The organism is Alcanivorax sp., assembly GCF_040118815.1.
Taxonomy (GTDB): Bacteria; Pseudomonadota; Gammaproteobacteria; order Pseudomonadales; family Alcanivoracaceae; genus Alcanivorax.
The window spans coordinates 441,682-463,500 of record NZ_JBEDTC010000015.1 but is presented as its reverse complement, the minus strand read 5'-3'; the positions used below and the strand labels follow the sequence as shown (position 1 = coordinate 463,500).

The window sequence follows — 21,819 nt, the reverse complement described above, 5'->3', positions numbered from 1 at the left end:
CCAAGGAGAAACCATGTTGTCCCTGCGTCTGCTTACCCTCACCCTTTGCGCTCTGTTCCTGACCGCCTGCGCCCGCAGCCCGGTAGTGCAGCTATACGACGGCCCGGCCAAAGCCGACAGCCAGGTGCTCACCGTGAAGGTGCCCAGCGAAATTGAAGTGTTCACCATCAACGGCAAGGAAGTGGAAGGGGTGAACACCTTTTTCGCCAGCGACTTCAAGGAACTGAAACTGGCCCCTGGCCGCTACGAGATCCTCGCCTACTACAAGGAGTTGTGGCAGCTGGATGCGGACAACCATGAAATCGTGAAAACCAATCCGGCCAACTTCATCATCGATGGCAAGGCCGGCGGCCAATGGCTGCTGGGCTTCAACAAACCACAAGACGTGGACGAGGCCCGCGCCCTGGAAGACAGTTTTTACGGCTGGGTAGAAAACATCAAAACCGGCGACCGGGTAGACGCCGAGGAATCCGGCCTGATCCTCAACCGCGGCTTCCTGGCGCCGATCACCGGCGAAGAAGTTGCCACCGCCCCCAGCAACAGCGTAACGCCCCAGGCAGCAGCTGGAGCCGCCGCCGGCACCAAGGCTGCCAACGCACAAAAGGGCACCACTGTCGCCCCGGAAGCCGGTTACCTGGACACCCTGAAAGCCCAGTGGAAACAAGCCACCGCAGAAGAGCGCCGCGAGTTTCTGCAGTGGATTGCGCAGTAGCCAGTATGAAAAAAATATAATACCTTTATCAGGCCAGCGACAAAGCTGGTCTTTTTATTGCAGCAATATCAGGGAAGGGAAAATGGCGCGAGAAAAGAAGGTAATTGCAGGGGCGATAAATATAACCATACACCCCCACACTCCACAGAAATACCTAGATCTATTTAGACACGCTTACAAACTAAAAAGCTCTGCTCACATTTTTGGTGATCAACATGGCCTGCTAGCCACCCAGCGCCGGCTCGAAAGAGATCAAAGGGAACCCGGCCCAATTACTGGTGACATATTCAAATTTACCAACATAAACAAAAACTCAATGTGGTTTAACTTCGAAACCAACGATTTTGCTACAGATGAAGAGGTTGCAGAAGTGGCGGTTCCTGATCATTTAAAACCGAACTCTGCCAGATTTTCCTATATTTTTTTCCCTGACAAACACTTGTTAATTTACGAAGGCTACTATGATGGAAACAGCCTTGGCCCAAACAATGCAGTAAAGTTTTTTAGCAACCTGTTCAACCAAGATAGTGTGAGAGAGAAGTTTGGCCGCGTCGACGTAACCCATATTCCCGCCATTGACGAACTTGACAAAGCTTTCAGCATGCCCAGAAAAGAAAAAATTGAGATGGTCATCAAAAGACCCAACCCTGATGATCATGCAAAGACAGAACAAAGGGTCATGGAAAGAATGAAGGCCATAAATGTAAGCACTTACGAGCAAACATATAAAGCAGAAAAAGGGCAATCCATTGACATGGATAATGACCTAAAGACCATGTCGTATATTTCAGCTAAAAATGGACATTTCTCAATAAAAGGAAAAGGCATAAATGACAGACCCGAAGAGTATTCGACAGCCAAACACCCTTTGATAGAAAAAGAATACTACGACCCAGACGTAGAAACTGCATTCAACACTTTCTCCAATATTTCTAAAATACTTAAAAACTCCATTTCAAAATGGTTTAACAAATGAAAGATATATTTTTTCGGTACTGGGAAGCCTACGGAGGCATTGGGGCATTAGTGAAAAGCCCTTACTTTATCGCATCAATAATTATAACAATATTTCTTTACCCTCACTGGTCATCGCCTGGCTGGTGGGAAGACAGCTTATCAATAATGCCAAACCTTTTAGGATTTTCTCTCGGCGGTTATGCCATGTGGATAGCCATTGGCGACGACAACTTCAGGAAATTAATTAGTGGCGCGGATGAGGACGGCACCCCATCTCCATTCATGGAAATAAATGCCGCCTTCGTTCATTTCATTATTCTTCAAATTCTATCAATAATAACTTCCATTGTGGCGAAAGCTTATTTTTTTAGCATTCCTGAAAGCAACTTTTTGCATCCATACATATCCAGCTGGATAATCTACTTTTCTATTGCGGGTTATTTCATGGCATATTTTATTTTTATTTACGCCCTCCTCACAGCTTTAGCTGCAACCTTTGCATTACTAAGAGTTGCATCCTGGTACGATGCCTCCCAAACCAAGCCCAGAGCAAGCGACAAAAAACCACCTAGAAATCATTAGTCATAATTCAGTGTCGCCACGACCCGCCTTGTACCACCGTGATCCCGGTGCTCGCACAAATAAATACCCTGCCAGGTCCCCAGCGCCAACCGCCCGGCCCGGATCGGAATCGTCAACGACGGTCCGATCAACACGCTCTTGATATGCGCGGGCATATCGTCCGGTCCTTCCAGGGTATGTTCATAGTACGGGGCATTCTCCGGCACCATTACATTCAGGTGTCGCTCCAGATCCCCACGCACATCCGGGTCCGCATTTTCATTAATCGTCAGCGATGCCGAGGTATGCTGAATAAACAGATGCAGCAAACCGACCTGCAAATCCGCCAACTCCGGGAGACCGCTCAGCACCTCATTGGTCATAAGGTGGCAGCCCCGGGGCATCGCCGGTAACGTTAGATTCCGTTGTAACCACATAGACTGTCTGCCCGTTGCTTACGATGGCGCAGCAAAGACTCTGCCATACAAACCCGCCAATGCTGCATCGTCACACTGGCGACAATAATCGTCCATGTACAGCTGTGTCTGGGTGCGAACCTTCATGAAATGCGCCTGCAGATAGGCCTGCAAGGAAAACGGCATGGCCAGCGGCGCGACCCACAACCCGGTTTGATACAACCAACGCGACAGGCCCTTCGCCGTCCAGTGCATGGCCCGTTGCTGAGGCGGTGCTTCCTGTTGAGCCAGACACGTCAGCAGCGCCTTCTGTGCCGCCACCAATTGGGCCAGCAGTTGCCGGTCCCGTCGCAGGGTCGCAAAGTCCCAGTCACTGTCTTCCAGCGCACACAAGAACGTCATCAAAATAGCATTCGGTAACAGTGATGCGGATACCGCATCGTCGACCCTCTTGCATGCGACACCACTGTCACGCAGCAACGCCTCAAGCTCTAACACCTGTGCTCGCGTGCCAGACAGGGGCATTGCCGTAGGGGGGAGATAATAGGCCACACGTATCGCCTCCCCGTTCTCCAAAGGCGCCTCACCGGGGAGCGGATGATAATAACTGACCATATTGATCATCCCCTTCACTATGGCCTCTTCGCGCCAATACTCACGAAGCACCTCATAATCCGTTTCGCTGGGTTGCAGCATCAGCAAGGTGGCGTCGGCTATTGCGGTGTGAACCGTTGCAAACGGCAGCGCCCGCAGCGCATCAGAGGAAATCGCCAAAAACACAAAATCCCACTCCTGTTCAGCCGCATGATCCCATTGTGACAACAGCGAAAATGCTGAAAAGTGACGAACCTCATCTTTTAGCAAGCGGCGTTTTTTTATCATCGATACGCCGGACTTCAGGCCATCTCGGTGTTGCTCCTTAACGAAAAAAGTCACACGATGTCCGGCCATGGATAAATACTGTCCATACACCAGACCGACAGCTCCAGCGCCCACAATCAGGATATTCATTGTCAATCTCTATACAGCGATACGCCATTTGGCATTAACTGCCCAGAGTAGACATTCCTTCGCGCAGCGGATACGGGATAAGCAGGCCAAAAACACCGGCTCAATCAGCATAAACACAAGAAAGGTGAATGATGAAGCTACACAATCAGACCATTATCCTCACCGGCGCCTCTAGCGGCATCGGCGCTGAAGCGGCCAAGATCATGGCGAAAAAAGGCGCCACCCTGTGCCTGGTGGCCCGCCGTGAGGAACAACTCAAAGAGGTCCAGCAGGCGATTCAGGAACAAGGCGGCACCGCCTTTATTTATCCCTGCGACCTCAGCGACAACGTCGCCATCGAGGCCTGCGCCGCGCGCATTCTGGGGGAACATACCCGCATCGATGCACTGGTGAACAACGCCGCCCACTCCATTCGCCGCCCTATTGAGCAGGCATTGGGCCGGCTGCACGACTATCAACGCACCGTGCAGCTGAACTACATCGGCGCTGTGGCCATGACACTGCAACTGCTGCCGCGTTTTCTGGAACAGGGCCACGGCCATGTGGTGAATATTTCCAGCCTCTCCACACAGATCCCCATTCCCCTGTTCTCCGCCTATCTGGCCAGCAAGAGCGCACTGGAATCCTTCACCCGATCACTGGAAGCGGAAATGGGCTATCAAGGCGTCAGCACCACCGTGGTCTACTTCCCCATGGTGCGCACACCCATGTCATCGCAAACGGCCATCTATAAATACATGCCCATGATGGACGTAAAGAAAGCCGCCGGCTGGATTGTGGAAGCCTGTGAAAAGCGCCCGGCGAGAACTGCCCGCCCCATGGGCAAGCTCGGCAGCGTACTGCTCGCCGCCGCCCCGGGGCCAGTCACACGCCTGCCCCAACCCCTGTTCCGCGGCATGGATAAAATGCTCGCCAATCGGTTAAAGAAAAAGCGTTAAAGACAGGCGCGAGTGACGAGTTTCGAAGGTCAAAATCGCCAAGCGTTTCCTTTGGGGTTCTTCTCGCTTCTCGCTTCTCGAAACTCGTCACTCGTCACTGTCTTTCTAACTCACCACGTTGACCGCCGAGCCCGCCTGCCATTGACGAATATTTCCTACCACACCATCCAGCACCCGTTGCCGGGATTCGCGGGTGCCCCAGGCGTTGTGCGGGGTAATCAGCAGGTTGGGGATACCATCAGCCAACAGCGGATGGTTCGCCGGGGGCGGCTCGCTGCTGAGCACATCCAGGCCCGCCCCACCGAGCTGGCCACTGCGTAGCGCTTCCGCCAGCGCCGGTTCATCAATCAGACCACCGCGGGCAGTATTCAACAGCAGAGCACCGGGTTTCATCTGTGACAGAAACGCCGCATCCACCAGCTTGTCAGTCTGCGGCGTTAACGGGCAATGCAGGCTGATCACATCCGCTGCTGGCAAAAGTTCCACCATCGGCACCCGCCCGGACTGGTTGCCCTGAGCCTGAAACGATTCGGCAATCTGCACCTTCATGCCGAAGGCCTCAGCCAGGCGGGCGGCTTCGCGCCCCAGATCCCCGTAACCGATCACCCCAAACGTTTTCCCCGCCAACTCCATCATTGGATGGCCGAGCAGACAGAACTGGGGCGCCTCACTCCAGCCTCCCGAGCGCACATCCTCATGGTAGGGAATCAGCCGGGCCGCCAGCGACAACAGCAGCGCCATCGTATGCTGTGCCACAGACGCACGGGCATAGCCACTCACATTGCACACCGTGATGCCCTGCGCCGCGGCGGCCTGCAAATCCACATTATTGGTACCGGTGGCACAAATGCAGATAAGCTTGAGGGACGGGCAAGCCTGCAACGTGGCGGCATCAAGCACCACCTTGTTGGTCACCACCACCTGCGCCTGCGCCAGCCGTGCCGCACGCTGGTCCGGGTGGGTTTGCGGGTAGAGCGTCCACGACAACAAATTGTCGAAGGCGGTGAAATCCAGCTCGTCGGGAACCAGAGTATCGGTATCCAGAAAAACGCCTTGCATAACCTGTCACCTTTGGGGAAGAAGGGAGACCTGCCATGCTAACGGATTTACTGGAAAAAATGGGCTTTGACCTGCCACAGCAGGACTGGGAAAAACCCATCGTTGGCGTCAGTGCCTGCCTGGCCGGGCAGAAGGTACGTTACGACGGCGACCACAAACACAACGCCATTCTGGTTCATCAGCTGGGGCCGCTGCTGCGCTTTCGGGAAACCTGCCCGGAGGTGGCCATCGGCTTGCCGGTACCCCGCCCGCCCATTCAGGTAATACAAATAGACGACCGCTTGCGGGTACGGGGCGTGGACCAGCCACAGCAGGATGTGACTGAGGCCTTGGAAAACGTGGCTGCCACCCTGCAACAACCGTTGAGTGGCTTTGTTCTGAAAGCCCGCTCACCGAGCTGCGGCTACCTGAGCACCCCGGTGCATAACCCCCAAGGGCAACAAATAGGCATGGCCTCCGGCGCCTTCGCCCGCAAGCTCCACGAACTGTTCCCGCGCATTCCCCTGGCCAACGAAGAAGACCTGGAAAAGCCCGCCTTCCTGCAGGCGTTTTTGTTGCATGTGTATTGCTACCACCAATGGCACCACAACGAGCAACAGGGACAGTGGCTCAATCGCATGCAGCAACAAACCGAGCAACTCAATGAACCGCTGCTCAGCGGCATGCGTCAGTATCTGGAAAAGCTCGGGCAGGCGATGCATTAACATCAAGATGTCGGATTACGGCCTTCGGCCTAATTCGACCTACGAATTAGCAGTGCGATTTTGTAGGTCGAATTAGCCTGAAAGGCGTAATCCGACACCGCTCCAGAAATTTTCTCCAGACACAAAAAAACGCACGGCCCGAAGACCGTGCGTTTTCTTTTTATCTGTACCGTGCTGTCAGGATGCCTTGCGCAGCACCTCTTCGTTACGGTACACCACCTCATAATCACCCAACTCGAAGGCACTAAGCTTTTTCTTCAGCTCCGCCAGCGACCAGGGCCAGGCGGCGAAGTTGCGGCCGTTCTGATCCAGGTAGTAGCTCTTGCAGCCACCGCTGTTAAACACCGTCCCTTTCAAGTGCCTCTGCACTTTATCGTTATGCGCCTTGAGCACATCCGGGCGAATGGTGATCTTGCCGATATCGTTGTCCTTCACTTTCTTCAGGCCATCGATAATGTAATCCAGCTGCGCTTCTGCCAAGCCGATAAAGGAGTCATACACCAGCACGTTGGGGCCCAATACCAGAAACGCATTGGGGGTATTTTCCAGCGTGGCGCCCAGATAGGCTTCCGGTGAGGTATCTTTCCACAGGTCAGACAGTCGATCGCCGTTGGCATTCACCACCTTGCTGCCAATTGGTGGGTGCGACACTTCAAAACCGGTGCCCCAGATAATCACGTCCACTTCATGGCGTTCACCATTGGCGGCCACCACGGTATTGCCATCCACTTCCACCAGACCATGGGGAATCAGGCTGGTATTGTCTGCCTGCAGGGCCGGGTAGTAATCATTGGCAAACAGAATACGCTTGCAGCCCAGGGTGAAGTCCGGGGTCACCGCCTTACGCAGCGCCTTGTCGCGAATCTGCACCCGCAACAACTGCTTCATCCCAGTACTGATGGGCTTCAACACATTGGGATTGCGCAGGCCAAAGTTGATGACATTCAATGAGGTGGCTACCGCTTTGCGCCAGCCCCGCTGGATCACCGGCAACGCCTCGATGGTGCGTTTGCTTCTGTCACCCAGCGGCAGGTCCGGCTTGGGCAACACCCAGGGCGCGGTGCGCTGAAACACAAACAGCTCCTTTGCCTTGGGCTGAATTTGCGGCACAAACTGAATCGCCGAGGCACCAGTGCCAATCACCGCCACCCGCTTTCCGGTCAGGTCGTAATCGTGGTTCCACTTGGCGGAATGGAACATCTCGCCGGTGAAACTTTCCAACCCGGGAAGCGCAGGGATCTTGGATTCCGTAATCGGGCCGGTGGCAAAAATCACCGTCCGGGCCAGACACTGGCCGTTGGACGTTTCCATCACCCATAGGTGGCGATTCTCATCCCAGGTCGCGCTTTCCAAAACAGTATTAAAATCAATCAGCCGAGTGATACCAAACTTGGCACTCACGTCTTCCAGATAACTGAGAATTTCCGGCTGCTTGGCAAACAGGTGGCTCCACTTGCTGCTCAGCGCGAACGAGTAGGAGTACAGCGAGGAAGGCACATCACAGCCGCAGCCGGGGTAAGTATTTTCCCGCCAGGTGCCGCCCACTCGATCGGCTTTTTCGATAATTTTGAAATCGTTATAGCCTTCTTTCTTTAACTTGATCGCAGCCGCAATACCGGAAATACCGGCACCGACGATAAAAGAGTCGTAAATTTTCGTGGCCGGCTTCTTCGCCGTCGATTTCTTAGCAGGTGAGACCTTGGTCTTTTTTGCAGCGGCCATGTTATGCCTCCTTGGTACGGACAAAGCGGTAAGAGAAGCCCAGGAACTTGGCGTAAAGGTTGGGCGATGCCCGCTTCATCATCCAAAACAGTTTGGCGTCGACCTGGGGCGTGGTGTACAGCTCACCCTTGTCCAGCCGGTTCAGGGTCAGCTTGGCCACATCGTCACTGGTGGTCATGGCATAGTTCATCAACGCGTGATCCGCCAGCTTGGAGTAACGACCGGGAATGCGGCCGTTCTTGATAATGTTGGTAGGCACCAGGGTCGGGCACAGCACGTTCACCCGGATATTGTCCTTGCCCAATTCTGCGAACAGGGTTTCGGACAGGGCACGCACACCCGCCTTGCTCACGTTATAGGCGCTCATCTCCGGTGCCGCTGTGTAGGAAGCGGCGGATGCCACGTTGATAATCGCGCCGCGACCCTGCTTCTTAAAACCGGGTACGAAATAGTGGCAGCCATGAATCACGCCCCACAGATTCACGTGCATGCACCACTTCCAGTCGTCCAGGCTTAGCTCGTCGAACTTGCCGCCCAGCCCCACGCCGGCGTTATTGATCACCATGGTGACCGGGTGCCCCAGCAGCGCTTCGGATTCTTCTGCCAGCTTCTTGACCTGCTCTTCCTCACCCACATCACAATGGATGGCAAAGCCTTTGGCGCCCTGGGCTTCCAGTAACGCGACGGTTTCCTTTGCTGCGTCCAGGTTCACATCGGCACACACCACCGCACCGCCGCGCTTGGCCAATTCCAGTGCAAAGCTTCGGCCAATGCCACTGCCGGCACCGGTCACTACTGCGTAGGCGTTTTTGCTGGGTTTGGCAAAACGCTGCTTCAAGAAAGTCATCATCACAATTGTCTCAACAGGTTATCGATGGCCCGCGCGATCAACCGCGCGTGTCACAACAATTACGCCCGCACCTTCGGCACGAATTCTTTGACAAAATACGGCGCCAACAAACCCGTCTTCGGGTTCAGCAGCTTCTCCTTGTAGTACTCAAGGTAGGCCGAAGTGTCGTGGTCGTTGGGGTGAAAATCCCGACGCAGGTAATCCAGAATGTGCTTGACGGTGCTACCGTAAACACCCTCTTTCGGGCCAGCCAAAAACGCCAGGCTGGTTTTCACATCTTTCCAGTAGCGCAGGCTCAGCAACTTGGTCGGCTTGCGGTAGACAGGGATAACTGCGCCGCCAATCGGCACCAGAAACATGATGGTGAACGCCGCCAGCGCAAACCCACTCACGCGCAGCGGGTAGTTGCCGGACAAGGTCTCGTAGACATCATAGGCAATGTCCTTGTGCTCGGACTCTTCCAGCATGTGCCACATCCACAGCGCACGCTGCTTTTCATCCCCGGTTTCGTAGAAGACGCCCTCATTCTTCATCATGTATTCCGCCAGCACGGCGGTGAAATGCTCAATACCCGCCATCAACGACAGCTGCATGCGATTGGGCAATCGCTTAAAGCCATACTCGAACACGTTGTCCGCCAGGAAGCGGAACAACGCCACCGGATAACGGTGCTCGGTAAGGGTGTCGTTAAACTCGTCGTGCATTTTGGAGTGAATGGCTTCCTGGCCAATCAACGCCGTTACCCGCTGCTTGAGTACCGGATCCTTGAGGAACTGTCGGTGGTAACGGGCGGTATCGATGACCAGCTCTTCGCCAAAGGTCAGGAAAATAGACAGCGCCTGGAAGTAGGCGGTCGCGAACTCCGCATCTTTAAAGAAGGTGGTGTCGAGATCCTTGGCATCAAATTTGAAATCCATATGCCGAATAGGCACCTCCGGTTTTTCCCCGGCGGTTTTCGGCGCGTATTGATGAATGGTTGCAGTACTCATTGAAGGTCACCTATCCACTAAAGCCAAGCTGGCCTGAAAGCCGAAACAAGTGGGCAGGAAGAAACGCACATTGGCTAACCCTGACCACCGTTACATTAATGAATGGCACAATAAATCGAATGCTTGTTCGGATTCAATTCGGATTGATGGGTTCAGCAAGCCGGAATCGGCAATAGGAAGGTCGTAGAAAGGGAAAGGCTTAAATTGCTGACACGCAGAGTAAGTAAGCGCAAACAAACAGGGTCTATTCGGGCCATTTATTGTCGGACAGCCTGTCCGCCAGCAGCGCTAAAGGCAACCCAAAAAGCGGGATTCCCGGCGCGGACGCGCCGGTTGCCGACTACAGAATCAGCGTCAATCCGCCGGTGACAACGGCAAACAGCACCGTCAGCCAGATCAGCGTCCACCAGGGGAATGGCGGCGGCGGTGGCTCCACTTCCAGCTGCTTCTCCAGATAGTTCTTCAGCAACTTGGTATTGCGGGTGTTGGCTTTAAAGATGGCATCAAAGGCATCGCCCACCACCGGCAGCAAGCCACCGAGGAAGTCGATCCCCATGTTTCGCAGCATGCGTAACTTCACGCCCTTGCTGGCCCCAGCTCGCTGGGCTTCTACCAGCACATAGCTGCCCAGCACCAGCCCGGCCGCATCCCCCACCACCGGCACCAGGCCGATGATGGCTTCGGCGCCAATCTGGAACTTGGTAAACGGGATACCAATACTGCTGTCGGTAAAGTGACTGAATTTTTCCAGTCGAGCCAGCGCCGCTTCCTGCTGCGCCTTGGTAGGCTTTGCCATTAGATCTCCACGTAAAGCTGGCCGTCTTCTTCCGTCACGGGCCAGGTTTCTAGGGCTTTTTCTGCCCGCACCACATTCAACAACTGCACACCGGGCGGGAAATTCGCCCACTCGGTGACTTCACCCGTACGGATATCAAACTTCGCCCGGTGTAACGGACACTGCACGCACTGGTCTTTCAGAATCTTGCCCTTGCCCAGCGACACAAACATATGGGAGCAACGAGCCTGAGTGGCATAGAAACCATCACTCAGGTGGTAAACCACTAACTTGGTGTCCCCTGCCTTCATGGCAAGGCTTTGTCCTTCGGGTAAATCCTGGCTGGCGCAGAGCTGGTGACGCATAGTGTTCTCCTGGCTGGCTGAAAATCAGTTACGAGTCAAAAGTTTAAAGTTGAAAAGCGCGGACGCGGCCTTTTCCAATCTCACATGCCGTGCCCGCGCTTGAACTTTTAACTTTGAACTTTCAACTCAATCATTCTAAATACGTATACCCTGCCAACCCGTCGCGTACCAGTTCAATGAAGCCATCTTGCTCGGCAACGCTCAGGTGCGCCTGGCGGCAATGCTGCTCCAGGGACGCCAACAGCTTGTCGGTATCGTAGTTCACGTAGCGTAGCACTGAACTCACTGTATCGCCGTGAATCGCATGATCGAGAACGATGTTGCCGTTGTCGTCCACGTCCACGTCCACCGAATCCGTGTCGCCGAACAGATTGTGCATGTCCCCGAGGATTTCCTGGTAGGCGCCCACCATGAAAATACCCAGGTGGCCGTTGAGCTGTTCCGGCAGCGGCAAGGTCGCTTCCACGCCTTCGCCATCCACAAACTGGTCGATGCGCCCATCGGAATCGCAGGTGATGTCCTGAATCACCGCCCGGCGGGTGGCGGGCTTGTCCAGCCCGGATAGCGGCAACACCGGGAACACCTGATTAATGCCCCACACATCCGGCACCGACTGGAACACGGAGAAGTTCACGAACAACTTGTCCGCCAGGGTTTCATTCAAGCTGTCGAGCAGTTCGCGCTGCTGTTTACGCAGCGGGTTCAGGCGCCCGCGCAGCGCCAGCAGGCAATTGATATACAGCTGCTCGCCCCGCGCCCGCGCCGCCAGGCCCAGATCGCCGGCGATATAGCGCTGGTGAATGTCCTGCCAGGCGCCGGTCACTTCCGAGAACCGCTCCAGCAGATTGCCCGGCTCACCGGCCAGCGCCTGCTGTAGCTCCCACAGTTGCTGCAGCTCCGCCACGTCATCCGCAGTGGGCGCATCCACTGCCACCGGCGCCATCTGCTCCTGGTCGGTAATATTCACCAGCAACACCGCGTGGTGCGCGGTCAGCGCGCGGCCGGATTCGGAAATAATATTGGGCTCTGGCGCGCCGTGTTCCGCGCACTGCTGCTGCAGGGTCTGCACGATATGGCGGGCATAATCAGCCACGCCATAGTTCATGGAGCAATAGGACCGCGAATGGGTACCTTCATAGTCCACCCCCAGGCCGCCGCCCACATCCACGGTTTCCACCGCCGCACCCAAGGCGCGCATTTCGGTGTAGTAACGGGCCGCTTCGCGCATGCCAGCTTTAATATCCTGAATATTGGCCACCTGGGAGCCCAGATGAAAATGCAGCAGCTTCACGCAGTCCAGCCGCCCGGCGGCGCGGCAATGCTCGATGGCCGCCATCAGCTGCGGTGCGCTCAGGCCGAACTTGGATTTCTCGCCACCGGTGTTCTGCCAGTTGCCCTTGCTGATGCTCATCAAGCGCACCCGCAAACCAATGCGCGGCGACACGCCCAGCTCATCCGCCAGCGCAAGCAACGCCGGCAACTCAGACATCTTCTCCACCACAATTTGCACGTGGAAGCCCAGCTTCTCGCCCATCAGCGCCAAGCGCAGGTATTCCGCATCCTTGTAGCCATTGCAGACAATGGTGTCGCCCGGGTTGGACAACGCCAGCACGGCCAGCAGCTCTGGCTTGGAGCCCGCTTCCAGGCCCACCCGTTCGCCCTCATCGCGGGCGCGCAGAATCTCATGCACCACCCGGCGCTGCTGGTTCACCTTGATCGGGTACACCGGCGTGTAGTCGCCCTGATACTGATGGCCCTCGATGGCCTCACGGAACGCCCCGGCCAGCAGCTTCACCCGCTGACGTAGAATCCCGGAAAAGCGCGCCAGCACCGGCGCCCGTAGTCCCGCCGCCCGGCAATGTTCCAGCACCGCTTCCAGCGTGGCCTGGCCGCCCTGCTCGCCATTGGGCCGCACACACAGCTCGCCCTGGTCGTCGATACGGAAGTAACTGTCGCCCCAGCGGTCCACGTTATAGATGTCGCTGGCGGGTACGGGAGAGTTGTCGGTCATTACGGGTCCTGAATAAGGGTGGTGTCTGTGGGCATTATGCCTGCCGGGGCGCAGCACTCGCACCCCCTTTTTCCTGCTTTGACAGGCGCACGATAGGACTTACAATCGCGACTATCGTTCACCCGTCGAACACCCCCATTTGCCTCCACCGGAACCGCCCATGAGCAGCACCAAAAACAACTGGTTTTACGAGCACTTCGACACCGCCGGCACCGCCTTCGGCCTACGCCTGAAACAGAAGCTGGAAGAAGTGCAGACCGAGTATCAGCACATCGAGATGTGGGAAACCGACACCTTCGGCTACCTGATGACCATCGATGGCGCCACCATGCTCTCCACCCGCGACAACTTCCTCTACCACGAGATGATGTCGCACCCGGTGCTGTTCAGCCACGCCAACCCCAAGCGCGTCATCATTATTGGTGGCGGCGACTGCGGCACCCTGCGTGAAGTGCTGCGGCACCCGAAGGTGGAAAAAGCCACCCAGATCGACATCGATGAAATGGTCACCCGCTATTCCGAAAAATATTTCCCGGAACTGTGTGAGTCCAACGGCGACAGCCGCGCCGAGCTGCTGTTCGAAGACGGCGTGCAATACATGCGCGATTGTGAAGACGGCAGCGTGGACGTGATCATCGTGGATTCCACCGACCCGGTGGGCCCGGCAGAAGGTCTGTTCAAGGCGGACTTCTTCCGCGATTGTCACCGCGTACTGGCCGAGGGCGGCATCATCGTGCAGCAATCCGAATCCCCGCTGCTGCACAGCGATACCATCATCAAAGACCTGCACGCCAACATGCGCGAAGCGGGCTTCACCAGCACTCAGACCCTGCCTTTCCCGCAGCCGGTGTACCCCAGCGGCTGGTGGAGCTGCACCCTGGCGGGCAAGAACACCGACGTGAGCGAATTCCGGGAAACGGACGCCACCGGCAAAGGGTTTGATACCCGCTATTATTCAGCGGCGATTCATAAGGGGGCGTTGGTGATGCCGCCGTTTATGGAAGCAGCGATTAAGAGCTGAGTTGAAAGTTGAAAAAAATGCCCTTGTCTTCGTTGGAAGCAAGGGCATTTTTTATGCAGCACGCTTGTGGAAAATGTGAACCCTAACTCTCAGAGCACTACCATTCAGGCACAAGGGTTATCTGCATCACTCGGTAATCATCACCGATTTTACGTTAACGAACTCCTTCATACCGAAACCGCCATGCTCACGGCCATAGCCGCTGTCCTTGACGCCGCCGAACGGCAGCTGCGGTTGGGCGAGGTTATAGCCGTTAATATTCACCATGCCTGTATCGAACAGGTTGCGGGCGATTTCGATGGCACGCTTTTCGTCCTTGGAGAAGATGCCGCCACCCAGGCCGTAGCGGGAATCGTTGGCGACACGAATGGCTTCGTCCTCGTCCTTCACGCGAATCAAAGACGCCACCGGGCCGAACAGCTCTTCGTCATAGGCGGGCATTCCCGGTTTCAAGTCTTCCAGCACAGTGCAAGGGTAGAAGTAACCTGGGCCGTCGGGGATTTCACCGCCAAAGGTGCACGTTGCCCCGGCGTCGATGGAGCGCTTAACCAGATCGTGCAGGGTTTCGCGCAAATCCTCACGGGCGATCGGGCCGAGAGAGGTGTTCTCATCGGTGGGGTCGCCGTATTCGATCTGGCTCATCTTCTCGACGAACTTGTCGCGGAATTCCTGATAGACCGCATCCACCACGATGAAGCGCTTAGCCGCCACACAGGTTTCGCCGTTATTGTAGAGACGGGCTTGGACGCAAGTCTCCACCGCGAGATCGATGTCCGCATCGTCCAGCACCATGTAGCCATCGTTGCTGCCCAGCTCCAGCACGGTCTTCTTCAGGCACTCGCCGGCTTTAGCTGCCACGGCACCGCCCGCTGCCGGGCTCCCGGTGAGGGTGACACCGCGCACATATTCGTGCTCGATGAGCTGCCCAACCTGGTCTGATTCGATGAGGAGATTACGAAACACATTCTCCGGTAGACCGGCTTCTCGGAAGACCTTCTCGATCTCCACCGCGGATCCCCAGACATTCTTGGCGTGCTTGAGCAACACGGTGTTGCCCGCCATGATATTGGCAATGCTGTAACGGATGACCTGATAGAACGGGAAGTTCCAGGGCTGGATACCCAGAATCACACCGTTAGGTTGATAGGTGACCAACGCGCGACCCCCTTCAAGGTCACGTTCCTCGTCGGCCAGCTCTTTGGGCGCGGTATCAGCGCTGTATTCGCAGATGGCGGCGCACAGCTCAATCTCATCGCCGCCCTGGGAAATCGGCTTGCCCATTTCCCGGGTCATCAACGCGGCGTACTCATCCTTGTTGGCCCGCAGGCGCTTGGCAATTTCACGCAGGATGTCGCCGCGCTCTTCTAAGCTGGTTTTGCGCCATTCAAGAAAAGCGTGATGGGACTCTTTAAGCACTTGTAGCGCCTGATCGTCGCTGAGCGTTTCATAGGTGGCGATGGTTTCGCCGGTGGCCGGATTGATGGTCTGATGTGTATTCGCCATGTCATTTAGCCTTTTGCATTAATTCGCAGGTCCCGTCAGGAACGGGCGTCAGGCGCAGCCCCTGTTTCCTCTAGCAGGTATTTGCGTAGCAGGTATTCGCGCCTTCTTGCCCGGTTAGTCTACGTAGTCCGCTCACAGTTCAATGTTGATTCTGACGTCGGCACCACAACGTCGCGGCTGGTGGAACTGCACCCTGGCAGGCTGGAACACAGATGTGAGCGAATTCGGAGGAAACGGATAGCACAGGGGAAGGGTTTGATATGCAGCATTTTTCAGCGGCGATTCATAAAGGGGCGCTGGTGATGTCGCCGTTTATGGCGACGGCGATTAAGAGCTGAGTTGAAAGTTGAAAGTTGAAAGTTGAAAGTTGAAAAAAGAATGCCCTTGTCTTCGTTGGAAGCAAGGGCATTTTTATTTAGACATACCGACCACCAAGAAATAGAAACGCACAAAGCAACGCCTGAACCTATTTCTTCAATAAACAATAATAGCGATAACAATCACAGCAAGATGAAGAATAAAAGAAACAACCCTCTCTAGACTGAGCTTATCTTCCCCTGGGATCTGCGATGTCATTAAATACATGGGCCTATCCGTTAAAAAAGATAAGACTTCATTCACTGCAACAAACAAACCAAAAATAACAACAAAGAAAATCATAAGGTTATCTTTTTCAACCCAAATAACCGACAACAAAGCGGATACCAATAATGAAACCTTATAAACAAAGAATGAACTTTTATTCATTTCAAATAGGCCTGCCAGATCAGGTATTCCAATTCTCATAACTCTATCGCACGCGATGAAAAATGGGAGACCTGACCCCGAATCCCGATCGCTTGTCTTCTTTGTAAGCAGGGGCATTTTCGTTTAGATACATCCACCACTAGAAACCAGAAGTGCACGAAGAAAAATTATTTTTCGTGATTTATGGTAATTGGCTCACCGGCACATCCAGCATATCAACAACCCGTCCCCGCTCTTCTTGGTCGGCAAATTCACCGCAGTAATCAAGAGAAAGTGCATTGAACAAGCTTGGAAAATCCATAACCGCCTTAAAATCTTTTCCCGGACGCTGTTGATACATAAACTTTTTATACTCGTGCTGGAGTCCTTCAACCGCCATATCCATAAGGCAACGACTGAAATCTTTACCATATAAAGGCATAGCCAAACGGGAATCGATGAGAGCCCTGACGTAAACATGCTTATACTCTTCTGGCAGCCCATCATATCCATCAAGACTTATAGCATGACTATTTGTGCTAAAAAGCAACACTAATGGCAACAAAAATATCCCGCTTTTCATACACCCACCTATCAATGACAGCAACCTAGTCTATCTTTGAGCTCCTCTGAAAGCTCGCGAGCTAACGCCCATTGGAGCAAGCAAAAGCATTACCCGCCATGCCTATTTTTCCACCGCCCAAGTAGGAGGTGTCTTGCTCTGCCTGTTGAATGTGCACAAAGTTCGCGCCCATTGCGTGGGCTTGATTTTTCATATCATTTCTAGAGCCTTCCACTAAAGCCTTCGTCGACGTAATGTCATCAGTCCACCAATTCCCTTGCCCACCGATAACCTCGCCTAAAAAGTCACAATTATCAGAAGGCTGCGAGTTGCTGAGCATGACGCGCTCTGCCCCTGGATTGAGACGCTTTGCCGCGCAAGCAGTCAGCCCCAAAACTATCGATAAAAAGAGAACCTTTTTCATGCTTGTCTTATCCTTCTGAATTTATAGATAGTAGCTGACAGCAAAATTCAGCTTGGCTTTATTACTTTACTTCAGGCGAATCCGATATATCGCACCAATGCATCTAAAACCCATATCGACTTGTCAAAAACAGGAAACCTGGCCCTCAAACTCACCTGCTGATTTCCTTATCATTTACTTGTTGACGTCTCTTACACCCTGAGCTATCGGCCTTGATAATATTTCGATCATGGACTTCTGATTAGAGGCTTCACTCTCTCCTGCCTGCGTATAACCCGTTGCCTGCGGTGAGAATATACAATTTGCAGCCTGCAAAAGGACAGCATCTCTAACACCCTCGTCACCAGATGCTTCTACCAGTGCAGTGTGGGTCATTAAAGCGTTCTGCCTATGCTTGTTTACAATGGCATTGTGCTTATGATTCAGGAAGTTCTTCGAAGACAAAAAAAGCATATATGCAATTACTGAGAATATTAGGACCTTGCTTATTGAAAGCTGAATAGCATCGTACGTGTTTTCAGGATTGAAAAACGGGATCTTATGTATAAATAGGCTGACAACCGCAAAAACGCCGAGCCCAATTGCAAGTTTTACAGCGTAACCCTGCCATCTGTCCGCTTCTGCCTTGTGGTGCTCGTACTCCGCATTGAAATGCGCCGCTTGCTTCGTAACACCTTCCTCTGCTGCTACACGCCTAATTTCATCAAGTGCGGCTTTAGCATTTTCTTCATGCTTAGAAAGATTCTCAGAAATATTATTTGCTTTATCTTCAATTGACTGCAGAGTAGATCTTGCCTCTGAGTCAAGCCGTTGAAAATCAGCAGACCTATGTAATGAATAGGAAATGTATGGGTGCAATGCCTGAAATGACGGCTGATATGCACCCTCAACCTGCTTTATAAACTTGTTACGAATACCGTTTGGATCTTGTTGACCCGGATCAAAATCCAATATCTGAGAAAACAGCTTAAAAAGGTTATTTGCATTATCTCTAACTGGAGTCAGGATATTATCCGGAAAGTCTTGAAGTGCCGTAACGGACAATCTGTTATATAGATCAATTAACTGTTGAGCTGGTTCAACAGCATCATTGAAGTTAAGCCGACTTCCCAACTCTAATTCTCTTGGCAAAAGGGCAGCATCAAATTTCTGAATTCTGCTCAGAGAATCCTTAGTCTCACCATATAGCTCTTCACTTCCTACTATCATTACACCTCCTATTTTTATTTTGTAAACGTTAACGCCCCGCGGGAATTAGAGTCAGGTCTTGCCCCGTGCGCCGAGCCAGAGAAGATAAGTAATTGCAGGAACCAGCCATAGGCCAGCAAAAAGATAACCAGACAGGCATCCCTTCCCCCGATTCGCTCTCGCAGGCCATGCCACCCTGGCTGGCCGATTGTTATTTGTGATCCAGTTCCGAATCTACACAATCCACCCGCACAAATAAATGCACATGAGGAAAAGTCTGTTTACGGCTGGCCCTCGGCCTTGTCAGCGGCGGCGAAGTGGGCCATTTGGTCGGCGTGGGCCTTGATAAAGGCCGGGCGGGCGGTGGCGCGGGTGATGTAGGCCCGGCAGGCCGGGTGATCTGCCAGGCCCTCGAAGCGGTCTACCATGCGAAGTACGTCGGCCATGAGAATGTCGGCGACGGTAAAGGTATCGGTGAGCCATTCGCGACCGGTGAGTGTGGTTTCCATCTGCTGGAGACGGGCGGCGAGGAAGGCGTCCAGGTGTTGTCGGCCCGGGGTTGGCTGGTTATCGCCGGCAAACTGGTAGAGGGACCAGGGCAGGCTGGCGGCTTCCACGGAGTTGAGGGCGGCAAACAGCCAGCTGATCACCGCGCTGCGGGCGTTCGGTTCTGTTGGCATCAGCGATTCACTGCGTTCTGCCAAATGCAGAAGGATGGCACCGCTTTCGAACAGCGAGAGATCGCCATCGGTGAGCCAGGGCACTTGCCCGAAGGGCTGGTGCGCAAAATGCTCGGCTCCCCGTTCGTGAAACGGAATACTCTGCACCCGATACGGCAACCCGGCCTCTTCCAGCGCCCAGCGCACGCGCAGGTCACGCACGTAACCCCGTGGCATGTCGGGCACCCAGTCATAGGTGGTAAGGACAAGATCCGCCATAGCGCGCTCCCTCACGTTAGTCTCTTTTCAAGACCCTGAATCTACACAAGATCGCAGCGCAAAACACATGACAAACACGCCAGCCCATCACGAAAAGACAAAAGCCCGGAACACGTCACACGCGCCCCGGGCTTTTCTTTTCCTTGCAGCTTGCAGCTTGCAGCTTGCAGCTATTTTTTCACCTCTTCCTCGACAAAATCCAGCCGGTCCTGCCCGAAGAACATTTCATTGCCCACAAACATCGTCGGCGCGCCGAACACGCCGCGTTTGATGGCGGCCTCAGTGTTGGTTTTGAGCTGTTCTTTCACTTCGTCGCTGGCGGCTTTGTCCAGCCAGGCTTGCGCATCCAGGCCCGCCTCGTTGAGCACGCGGGTGATTTCGTTCACGTCCGACAGGTTGCACGGCTCGCGCCACATGGCGTTATAGAAGGCCGTCACAATAGTGCCCTGCTCCGGGGTGCCGGTGGCAGCGGTGAGGATACGCATGGGGGTGATGGTGTTCACCGGGAAGTGTGGGTTCATGGTGAGCGGCACCTGGTAGCGCGCGGAGTAGCGAGCCAGGTCGCGCATCATGTACATGCCTTTGGCGGGAATGGTGCCGGGGGCTTTATTGCCAATGGCCTTGAAGATACCTCCCAACAACACCGGGGTATAAACCAGCTCGGCACCGGTGCGCTCACAAAGGGCAGGCAGCTGGCTCCACGCCAGGTAGGCAGTGGGGCTGCCCACGTCGAAGAGAAATTCAATTTTTTTGCTCATTGGTTTTTCCTTTCAAAGATTATTGTTGGCGTCGCTCTCTGTGCCCTGCGGGTAGGCGGCGCGATTAAAAGCAGTTACAAGTTGAAAGTTCAAAGTTGAAACGCGAAATCCGCCCTATATCACTCAAAGGTCTTGGTTTCGCGCTCAAACCGTTTGAATCGCGGGCACGGCATAAAAGAACATCATGATCCATCCCGCGCTTTTCAACTTTCAACTTTGAACTTTCAACTCAACCCACGCACCCCGAGCAACGTTATTCGCTGCGCCACGCTCTTACGGTGAAGCGTTGTCGGTTATTTAGAAGGCCTCCATCCACGGGCGCAGGTCGATTTCGTGGGTCCAGGCGTCGCGGGGTTGTTGGTGGAGCATCCAGTAAGCATCGGCGATGTGTTCCGGGTTAAGAATGCCGTCCTGTTCTTTCTGGGCATACTTGGCCGGAAAGTTATCGCGGATAAAGGCGGTGTCGATGGCACCATCGATGATTGGGTGCACCACGTGGATCCCTTCCGGCCCCAGCTCCCGGGCCATACTTTGCGCCAAAGCACGTAGAGCAAACTTGGCGCCGGAAAACGCGGAGAAGCCCTTGCCGCCACGCAGGGAGGCGGTGGCGCCGGTGAAGATAATGGTGCCCTTGTTACGCGGCGCCATGACGCGGGCGGCTTCCCGGCCGGCGAGGAAGCCTGCAAAGGCGGCCATTTCCCAAACCTTGCGATACACCCGGGCGGTGGTCTCGCGAATGGAGAAGAACACGTTGGCGCCAATGTTGAACACCACCACTTCCACCGGGCCTACCTCTTTTTCGATGGTGTCGAACAGCGCCACCATTTGCTCTTCATCACGGGCATCGCAGCCAAACGGGCGGGCTTTGCCACCGGCGGCTTCGATTTCCTGCACCAACGGCGCCAAAGCATCGATGCTGCGGCGCGTGACGCAGACGGTGTAGCCTTCGCGGGCAAAGCGTTTGGCGATGGCGCCGCCGGTGGCATCACCGGCACCGATCACGACTACGGCGGATTCAGGCATGGGGCCTCCTGTTCTTTATCAAGGCAACAAGTAAGTTCCAATTAGGAACTGATAGTCGGTTCTTTTTAGGAACTCGTCAAGCGGGTATGATCAGAAAATGTTCCCGGAGGTTTACTATGCGCTGGCAAGACATCGACCAACAGCCCTGCTCACTGGCCCGTTCGCTGGCCATTATTGGCGATAACTGGACGCTGCTGGTGCTGCGCGACTGCTTTCTTGGGGTGCGCCGTTTTGATGATTTCCAGCAACGGCTAGGCGTGACCCGCCATGTACTCAGCGATCGGCTGCGTAAACTCGCCGACGGCGGCGTGCTGGAGAAAGTTGCCTACCAGGAACGCCCCCTCCGCCACGAATACCGGCTCACCGCCATGGGCCGCGACCTGTACCCGGTGATTGCTCACCTCGCCCAATGGGGCGACAAATACCTGGCCGACGAAGCCGGCCCACCGCTGGTGCGCGTGCACCGCCAATGCGGCGAACCGCTGGTGGCCAAACTGCAATGCAGCCATTGCGGCGACAGCGTGGAGCCCCAAGACATTCGTCTGGAAGAGAACCCGCACTGGGCCGGGGCATTGTTGCCGACCAAGGCGGGTTAAGAGGGTTTGT

Annotated in this window: 24 protein-coding genes; 7 read left to right on the top strand and 17 right to left on the bottom strand. The window is 54.7% G+C overall.

Annotated elements, in window-relative coordinates:
• Window positions 1-13 precede the first annotated feature (13 nt).
• The 3 genes from ABNH18_RS11435 (at window position 14) to ABNH18_RS11425 (ending at window position 2,251) form a co-directional block, all read left to right on the top strand.
• On the top strand, window positions 14-712 hold the full coding sequence (locus ABNH18_RS11435; RefSeq protein ID WP_349382934.1) for a DUF2057 domain-containing protein: 699 nt from the start codon (window positions 14-16) through the stop codon (window positions 710-712).
• 82 nt (window positions 713-794) lie between these two features.
• On the top strand, window positions 795-1,688 hold the full coding sequence (locus ABNH18_RS11430) for a DUF4747 family protein (protein WP_349382933.1): 894 nt from the start codon (window positions 795-797) through the stop codon (window positions 1,686-1,688).
• Window positions 1,685-2,251 carry a hypothetical protein gene (locus ABNH18_RS11425; protein WP_349382932.1) on the top strand — a complete coding sequence of 189 codons (567 nt, stop codon included), beginning with the start codon at window positions 1,685-1,687 and terminating at the stop codon, window positions 2,249-2,251. The genes ABNH18_RS11430 and ABNH18_RS11425 overlap by 4 nt, the downstream gene beginning before the upstream one ends.
• Here ABNH18_RS11425 and ABNH18_RS11420 read toward each other — a convergent pair.
• The gene (locus ABNH18_RS11420; RefSeq protein WP_349382931.1) at window positions 2,248-2,667 is read right to left on the bottom strand and encodes a secondary thiamine-phosphate synthase enzyme YjbQ; all 420 of its coding nucleotides are present in this window, start codon (window positions 2,665-2,667) and stop codon (window positions 2,248-2,250) included. The two genes, ABNH18_RS11425 and ABNH18_RS11420, sit on opposite strands and share 4 nt — an antisense overlap.
• Before the next feature lie 18 nt (window positions 2,668-2,685).
• Window positions 2,686-3,657: a ketopantoate reductase family protein gene (locus ABNH18_RS11415; RefSeq protein WP_349382930.1), complete on the bottom strand. Its 972-nt coding sequence runs from the start codon at window positions 3,655-3,657 to the stop codon at window positions 2,686-2,688.
• 128 nt (window positions 3,658-3,785) lie between these two features.
• Here ABNH18_RS11415 and ABNH18_RS11410 point away from each other — a divergent pair, with 128 nt between their 5' ends.
• Window positions 3,786-4,595 (top strand): SDR family NAD(P)-dependent oxidoreductase, encoded by an 810-nt coding sequence (locus tag ABNH18_RS11410; RefSeq protein ID WP_349382929.1) that lies wholly within the window; start codon window positions 3,786-3,788, stop codon window positions 4,593-4,595.
• Window positions 4,596-4,700: 105 nt separating this feature from the next.
• Here the strand turns inward: ABNH18_RS11410 and ABNH18_RS11405 are convergent, their stop codons facing one another.
• On the bottom strand, window positions 4,701-5,654 hold the full coding sequence (locus ABNH18_RS11405) for a D-2-hydroxyacid dehydrogenase (protein ID WP_349382928.1): 954 nt from the start codon (window positions 5,652-5,654) through the stop codon (window positions 4,701-4,703).
• 35 nt (window positions 5,655-5,689) lie between these two features.
• Between ABNH18_RS11405 and ABNH18_RS11400 the strand changes: the two genes are divergently transcribed.
• Window positions 5,690-6,358: a 2-thiouracil desulfurase family protein gene (locus tag ABNH18_RS11400; protein WP_349382927.1), complete on the top strand. Its 669-nt coding sequence runs from the start codon at window positions 5,690-5,692 to the stop codon at window positions 6,356-6,358.
• Between the two features lie 177 nt (window positions 6,359-6,535).
• On the opposite strand, the gene ABNH18_RS11395 is transcribed toward ABNH18_RS11400, so the two are convergent.
• The 6 genes from ABNH18_RS11395 to speA all read right to left on the bottom strand — a co-directional run bounded on the left by ABNH18_RS11395 (window position 6,536) and on the right by speA (window position 13,070).
• Entirely contained in the window at window positions 6,536-8,080 is a 1,545-nt protein-coding gene (locus tag ABNH18_RS11395) for a flavin-containing monooxygenase (protein ID WP_349382926.1), read from the bottom strand.
• Window position 8,081: 1 nt separating this feature from the next.
• Window positions 8,082-8,930 (bottom strand): SDR family NAD(P)-dependent oxidoreductase, encoded by an 849-nt coding sequence (locus ABNH18_RS11390; RefSeq protein WP_349382925.1) that lies wholly within the window; start codon window positions 8,928-8,930, stop codon window positions 8,082-8,084.
• Between the two features lie 59 nt (window positions 8,931-8,989).
• Window positions 8,990-9,919 carry a metal-dependent hydrolase gene (locus tag ABNH18_RS11385; protein ID WP_349382924.1) on the bottom strand — a complete coding sequence of 310 codons (930 nt, stop codon included), beginning with the start codon at window positions 9,917-9,919 and terminating at the stop codon, window positions 8,990-8,992.
• A gap of 340 nt (window positions 9,920-10,259) precedes the next feature.
• Window positions 10,260-10,715: a DUF4112 domain-containing protein gene (locus ABNH18_RS11380; protein WP_349382923.1), complete on the bottom strand. Its 456-nt coding sequence runs from the start codon at window positions 10,713-10,715 to the stop codon at window positions 10,260-10,262.
• Window positions 10,715-11,059 carry a Rieske (2Fe-2S) protein gene (locus tag ABNH18_RS11375; protein WP_349382922.1) on the bottom strand — a complete coding sequence of 115 codons (345 nt, stop codon included), beginning with the start codon at window positions 11,057-11,059 and terminating at the stop codon, window positions 10,715-10,717. The genes ABNH18_RS11380 and ABNH18_RS11375 overlap by 1 nt, the downstream gene beginning before the upstream one ends.
• Before the next feature lie 130 nt (window positions 11,060-11,189).
• Window positions 11,190-13,070 carry a biosynthetic arginine decarboxylase gene (gene speA / locus ABNH18_RS11370; RefSeq protein ID WP_349382921.1) on the bottom strand — a complete coding sequence of 627 codons (1,881 nt, stop codon included), beginning with the start codon at window positions 13,068-13,070 and terminating at the stop codon, window positions 11,190-11,192.
• Between the two features lie 160 nt (window positions 13,071-13,230).
• Here speA and speE point away from each other — a divergent pair, with 160 nt between their 5' ends.
• Window positions 13,231-14,091, top strand: coding sequence for a polyamine aminopropyltransferase (gene speE, locus ABNH18_RS11365; RefSeq protein WP_349382920.1), 861 nt, complete (start codon window positions 13,231-13,233; stop codon window positions 14,089-14,091).
• A gap of 126 nt (window positions 14,092-14,217) precedes the next feature.
• On the opposite strand, the gene ABNH18_RS11360 is transcribed toward speE, so the two are convergent.
• The 8 genes from ABNH18_RS11360 to ABNH18_RS11325 all read right to left on the bottom strand — a co-directional run bounded on the left by ABNH18_RS11360 (window position 14,218) and on the right by ABNH18_RS11325 (window position 21,213).
• The gene (locus tag ABNH18_RS11360; RefSeq protein ID WP_349382919.1) at window positions 14,218-15,594 is read right to left on the bottom strand and encodes an NAD-dependent succinate-semialdehyde dehydrogenase; all 1,377 of its coding nucleotides are present in this window, start codon (window positions 15,592-15,594) and stop codon (window positions 14,218-14,220) included.
• 474 nt (window positions 15,595-16,068) lie between these two features.
• Window positions 16,069-16,380, bottom strand: coding sequence for a hypothetical protein (locus tag ABNH18_RS11355; protein WP_349382918.1), 312 nt, complete (start codon window positions 16,378-16,380; stop codon window positions 16,069-16,071).
• A gap of 142 nt (window positions 16,381-16,522) precedes the next feature.
• Entirely contained in the window at window positions 16,523-16,903 is a 381-nt protein-coding gene (locus tag ABNH18_RS11350; RefSeq protein WP_349382917.1) for a hypothetical protein, read from the bottom strand.
• A gap of 61 nt (window positions 16,904-16,964) precedes the next feature.
• Window positions 16,965-17,306, bottom strand: coding sequence for a DUF4156 domain-containing protein (locus tag ABNH18_RS11345; protein WP_349382916.1), 342 nt, complete (start codon window positions 17,304-17,306; stop codon window positions 16,965-16,967).
• Window positions 17,307-17,480: 174 nt separating this feature from the next.
• Window positions 17,481-18,515 carry a DUF6161 domain-containing protein gene (locus ABNH18_RS11340; RefSeq protein ID WP_349382915.1) on the bottom strand — a complete coding sequence of 345 codons (1,035 nt, stop codon included), beginning with the start codon at window positions 18,513-18,515 and terminating at the stop codon, window positions 17,481-17,483.
• Between the two features lie 260 nt (window positions 18,516-18,775).
• Window positions 18,776-19,432, bottom strand: coding sequence for a glutathione S-transferase family protein (locus ABNH18_RS11335; RefSeq protein ID WP_349382914.1), 657 nt, complete (start codon window positions 19,430-19,432; stop codon window positions 18,776-18,778).
• 170 nt (window positions 19,433-19,602) lie between these two features.
• Window positions 19,603-20,190 carry a 2-hydroxychromene-2-carboxylate isomerase gene (locus ABNH18_RS11330; protein WP_349382913.1) on the bottom strand — a complete coding sequence of 196 codons (588 nt, stop codon included), beginning with the start codon at window positions 20,188-20,190 and terminating at the stop codon, window positions 19,603-19,605.
• Between the two features lie 297 nt (window positions 20,191-20,487).
• Entirely contained in the window at window positions 20,488-21,213 is a 726-nt protein-coding gene (locus ABNH18_RS11325; protein WP_349382912.1) for an SDR family oxidoreductase, read from the bottom strand.
• A 116-nt stretch (window positions 21,214-21,329) separates the two neighbouring features.
• Between ABNH18_RS11325 and ABNH18_RS11320 the strand changes: the two genes are divergently transcribed.
• Window positions 21,330-21,809 carry a winged helix-turn-helix transcriptional regulator gene (locus ABNH18_RS11320; RefSeq protein ID WP_349382911.1) on the top strand — a complete coding sequence of 160 codons (480 nt, stop codon included), beginning with the start codon at window positions 21,330-21,332 and terminating at the stop codon, window positions 21,807-21,809.
• The last annotated feature ends 10 nt before the right edge of the window (window positions 21,810-21,819 follow it).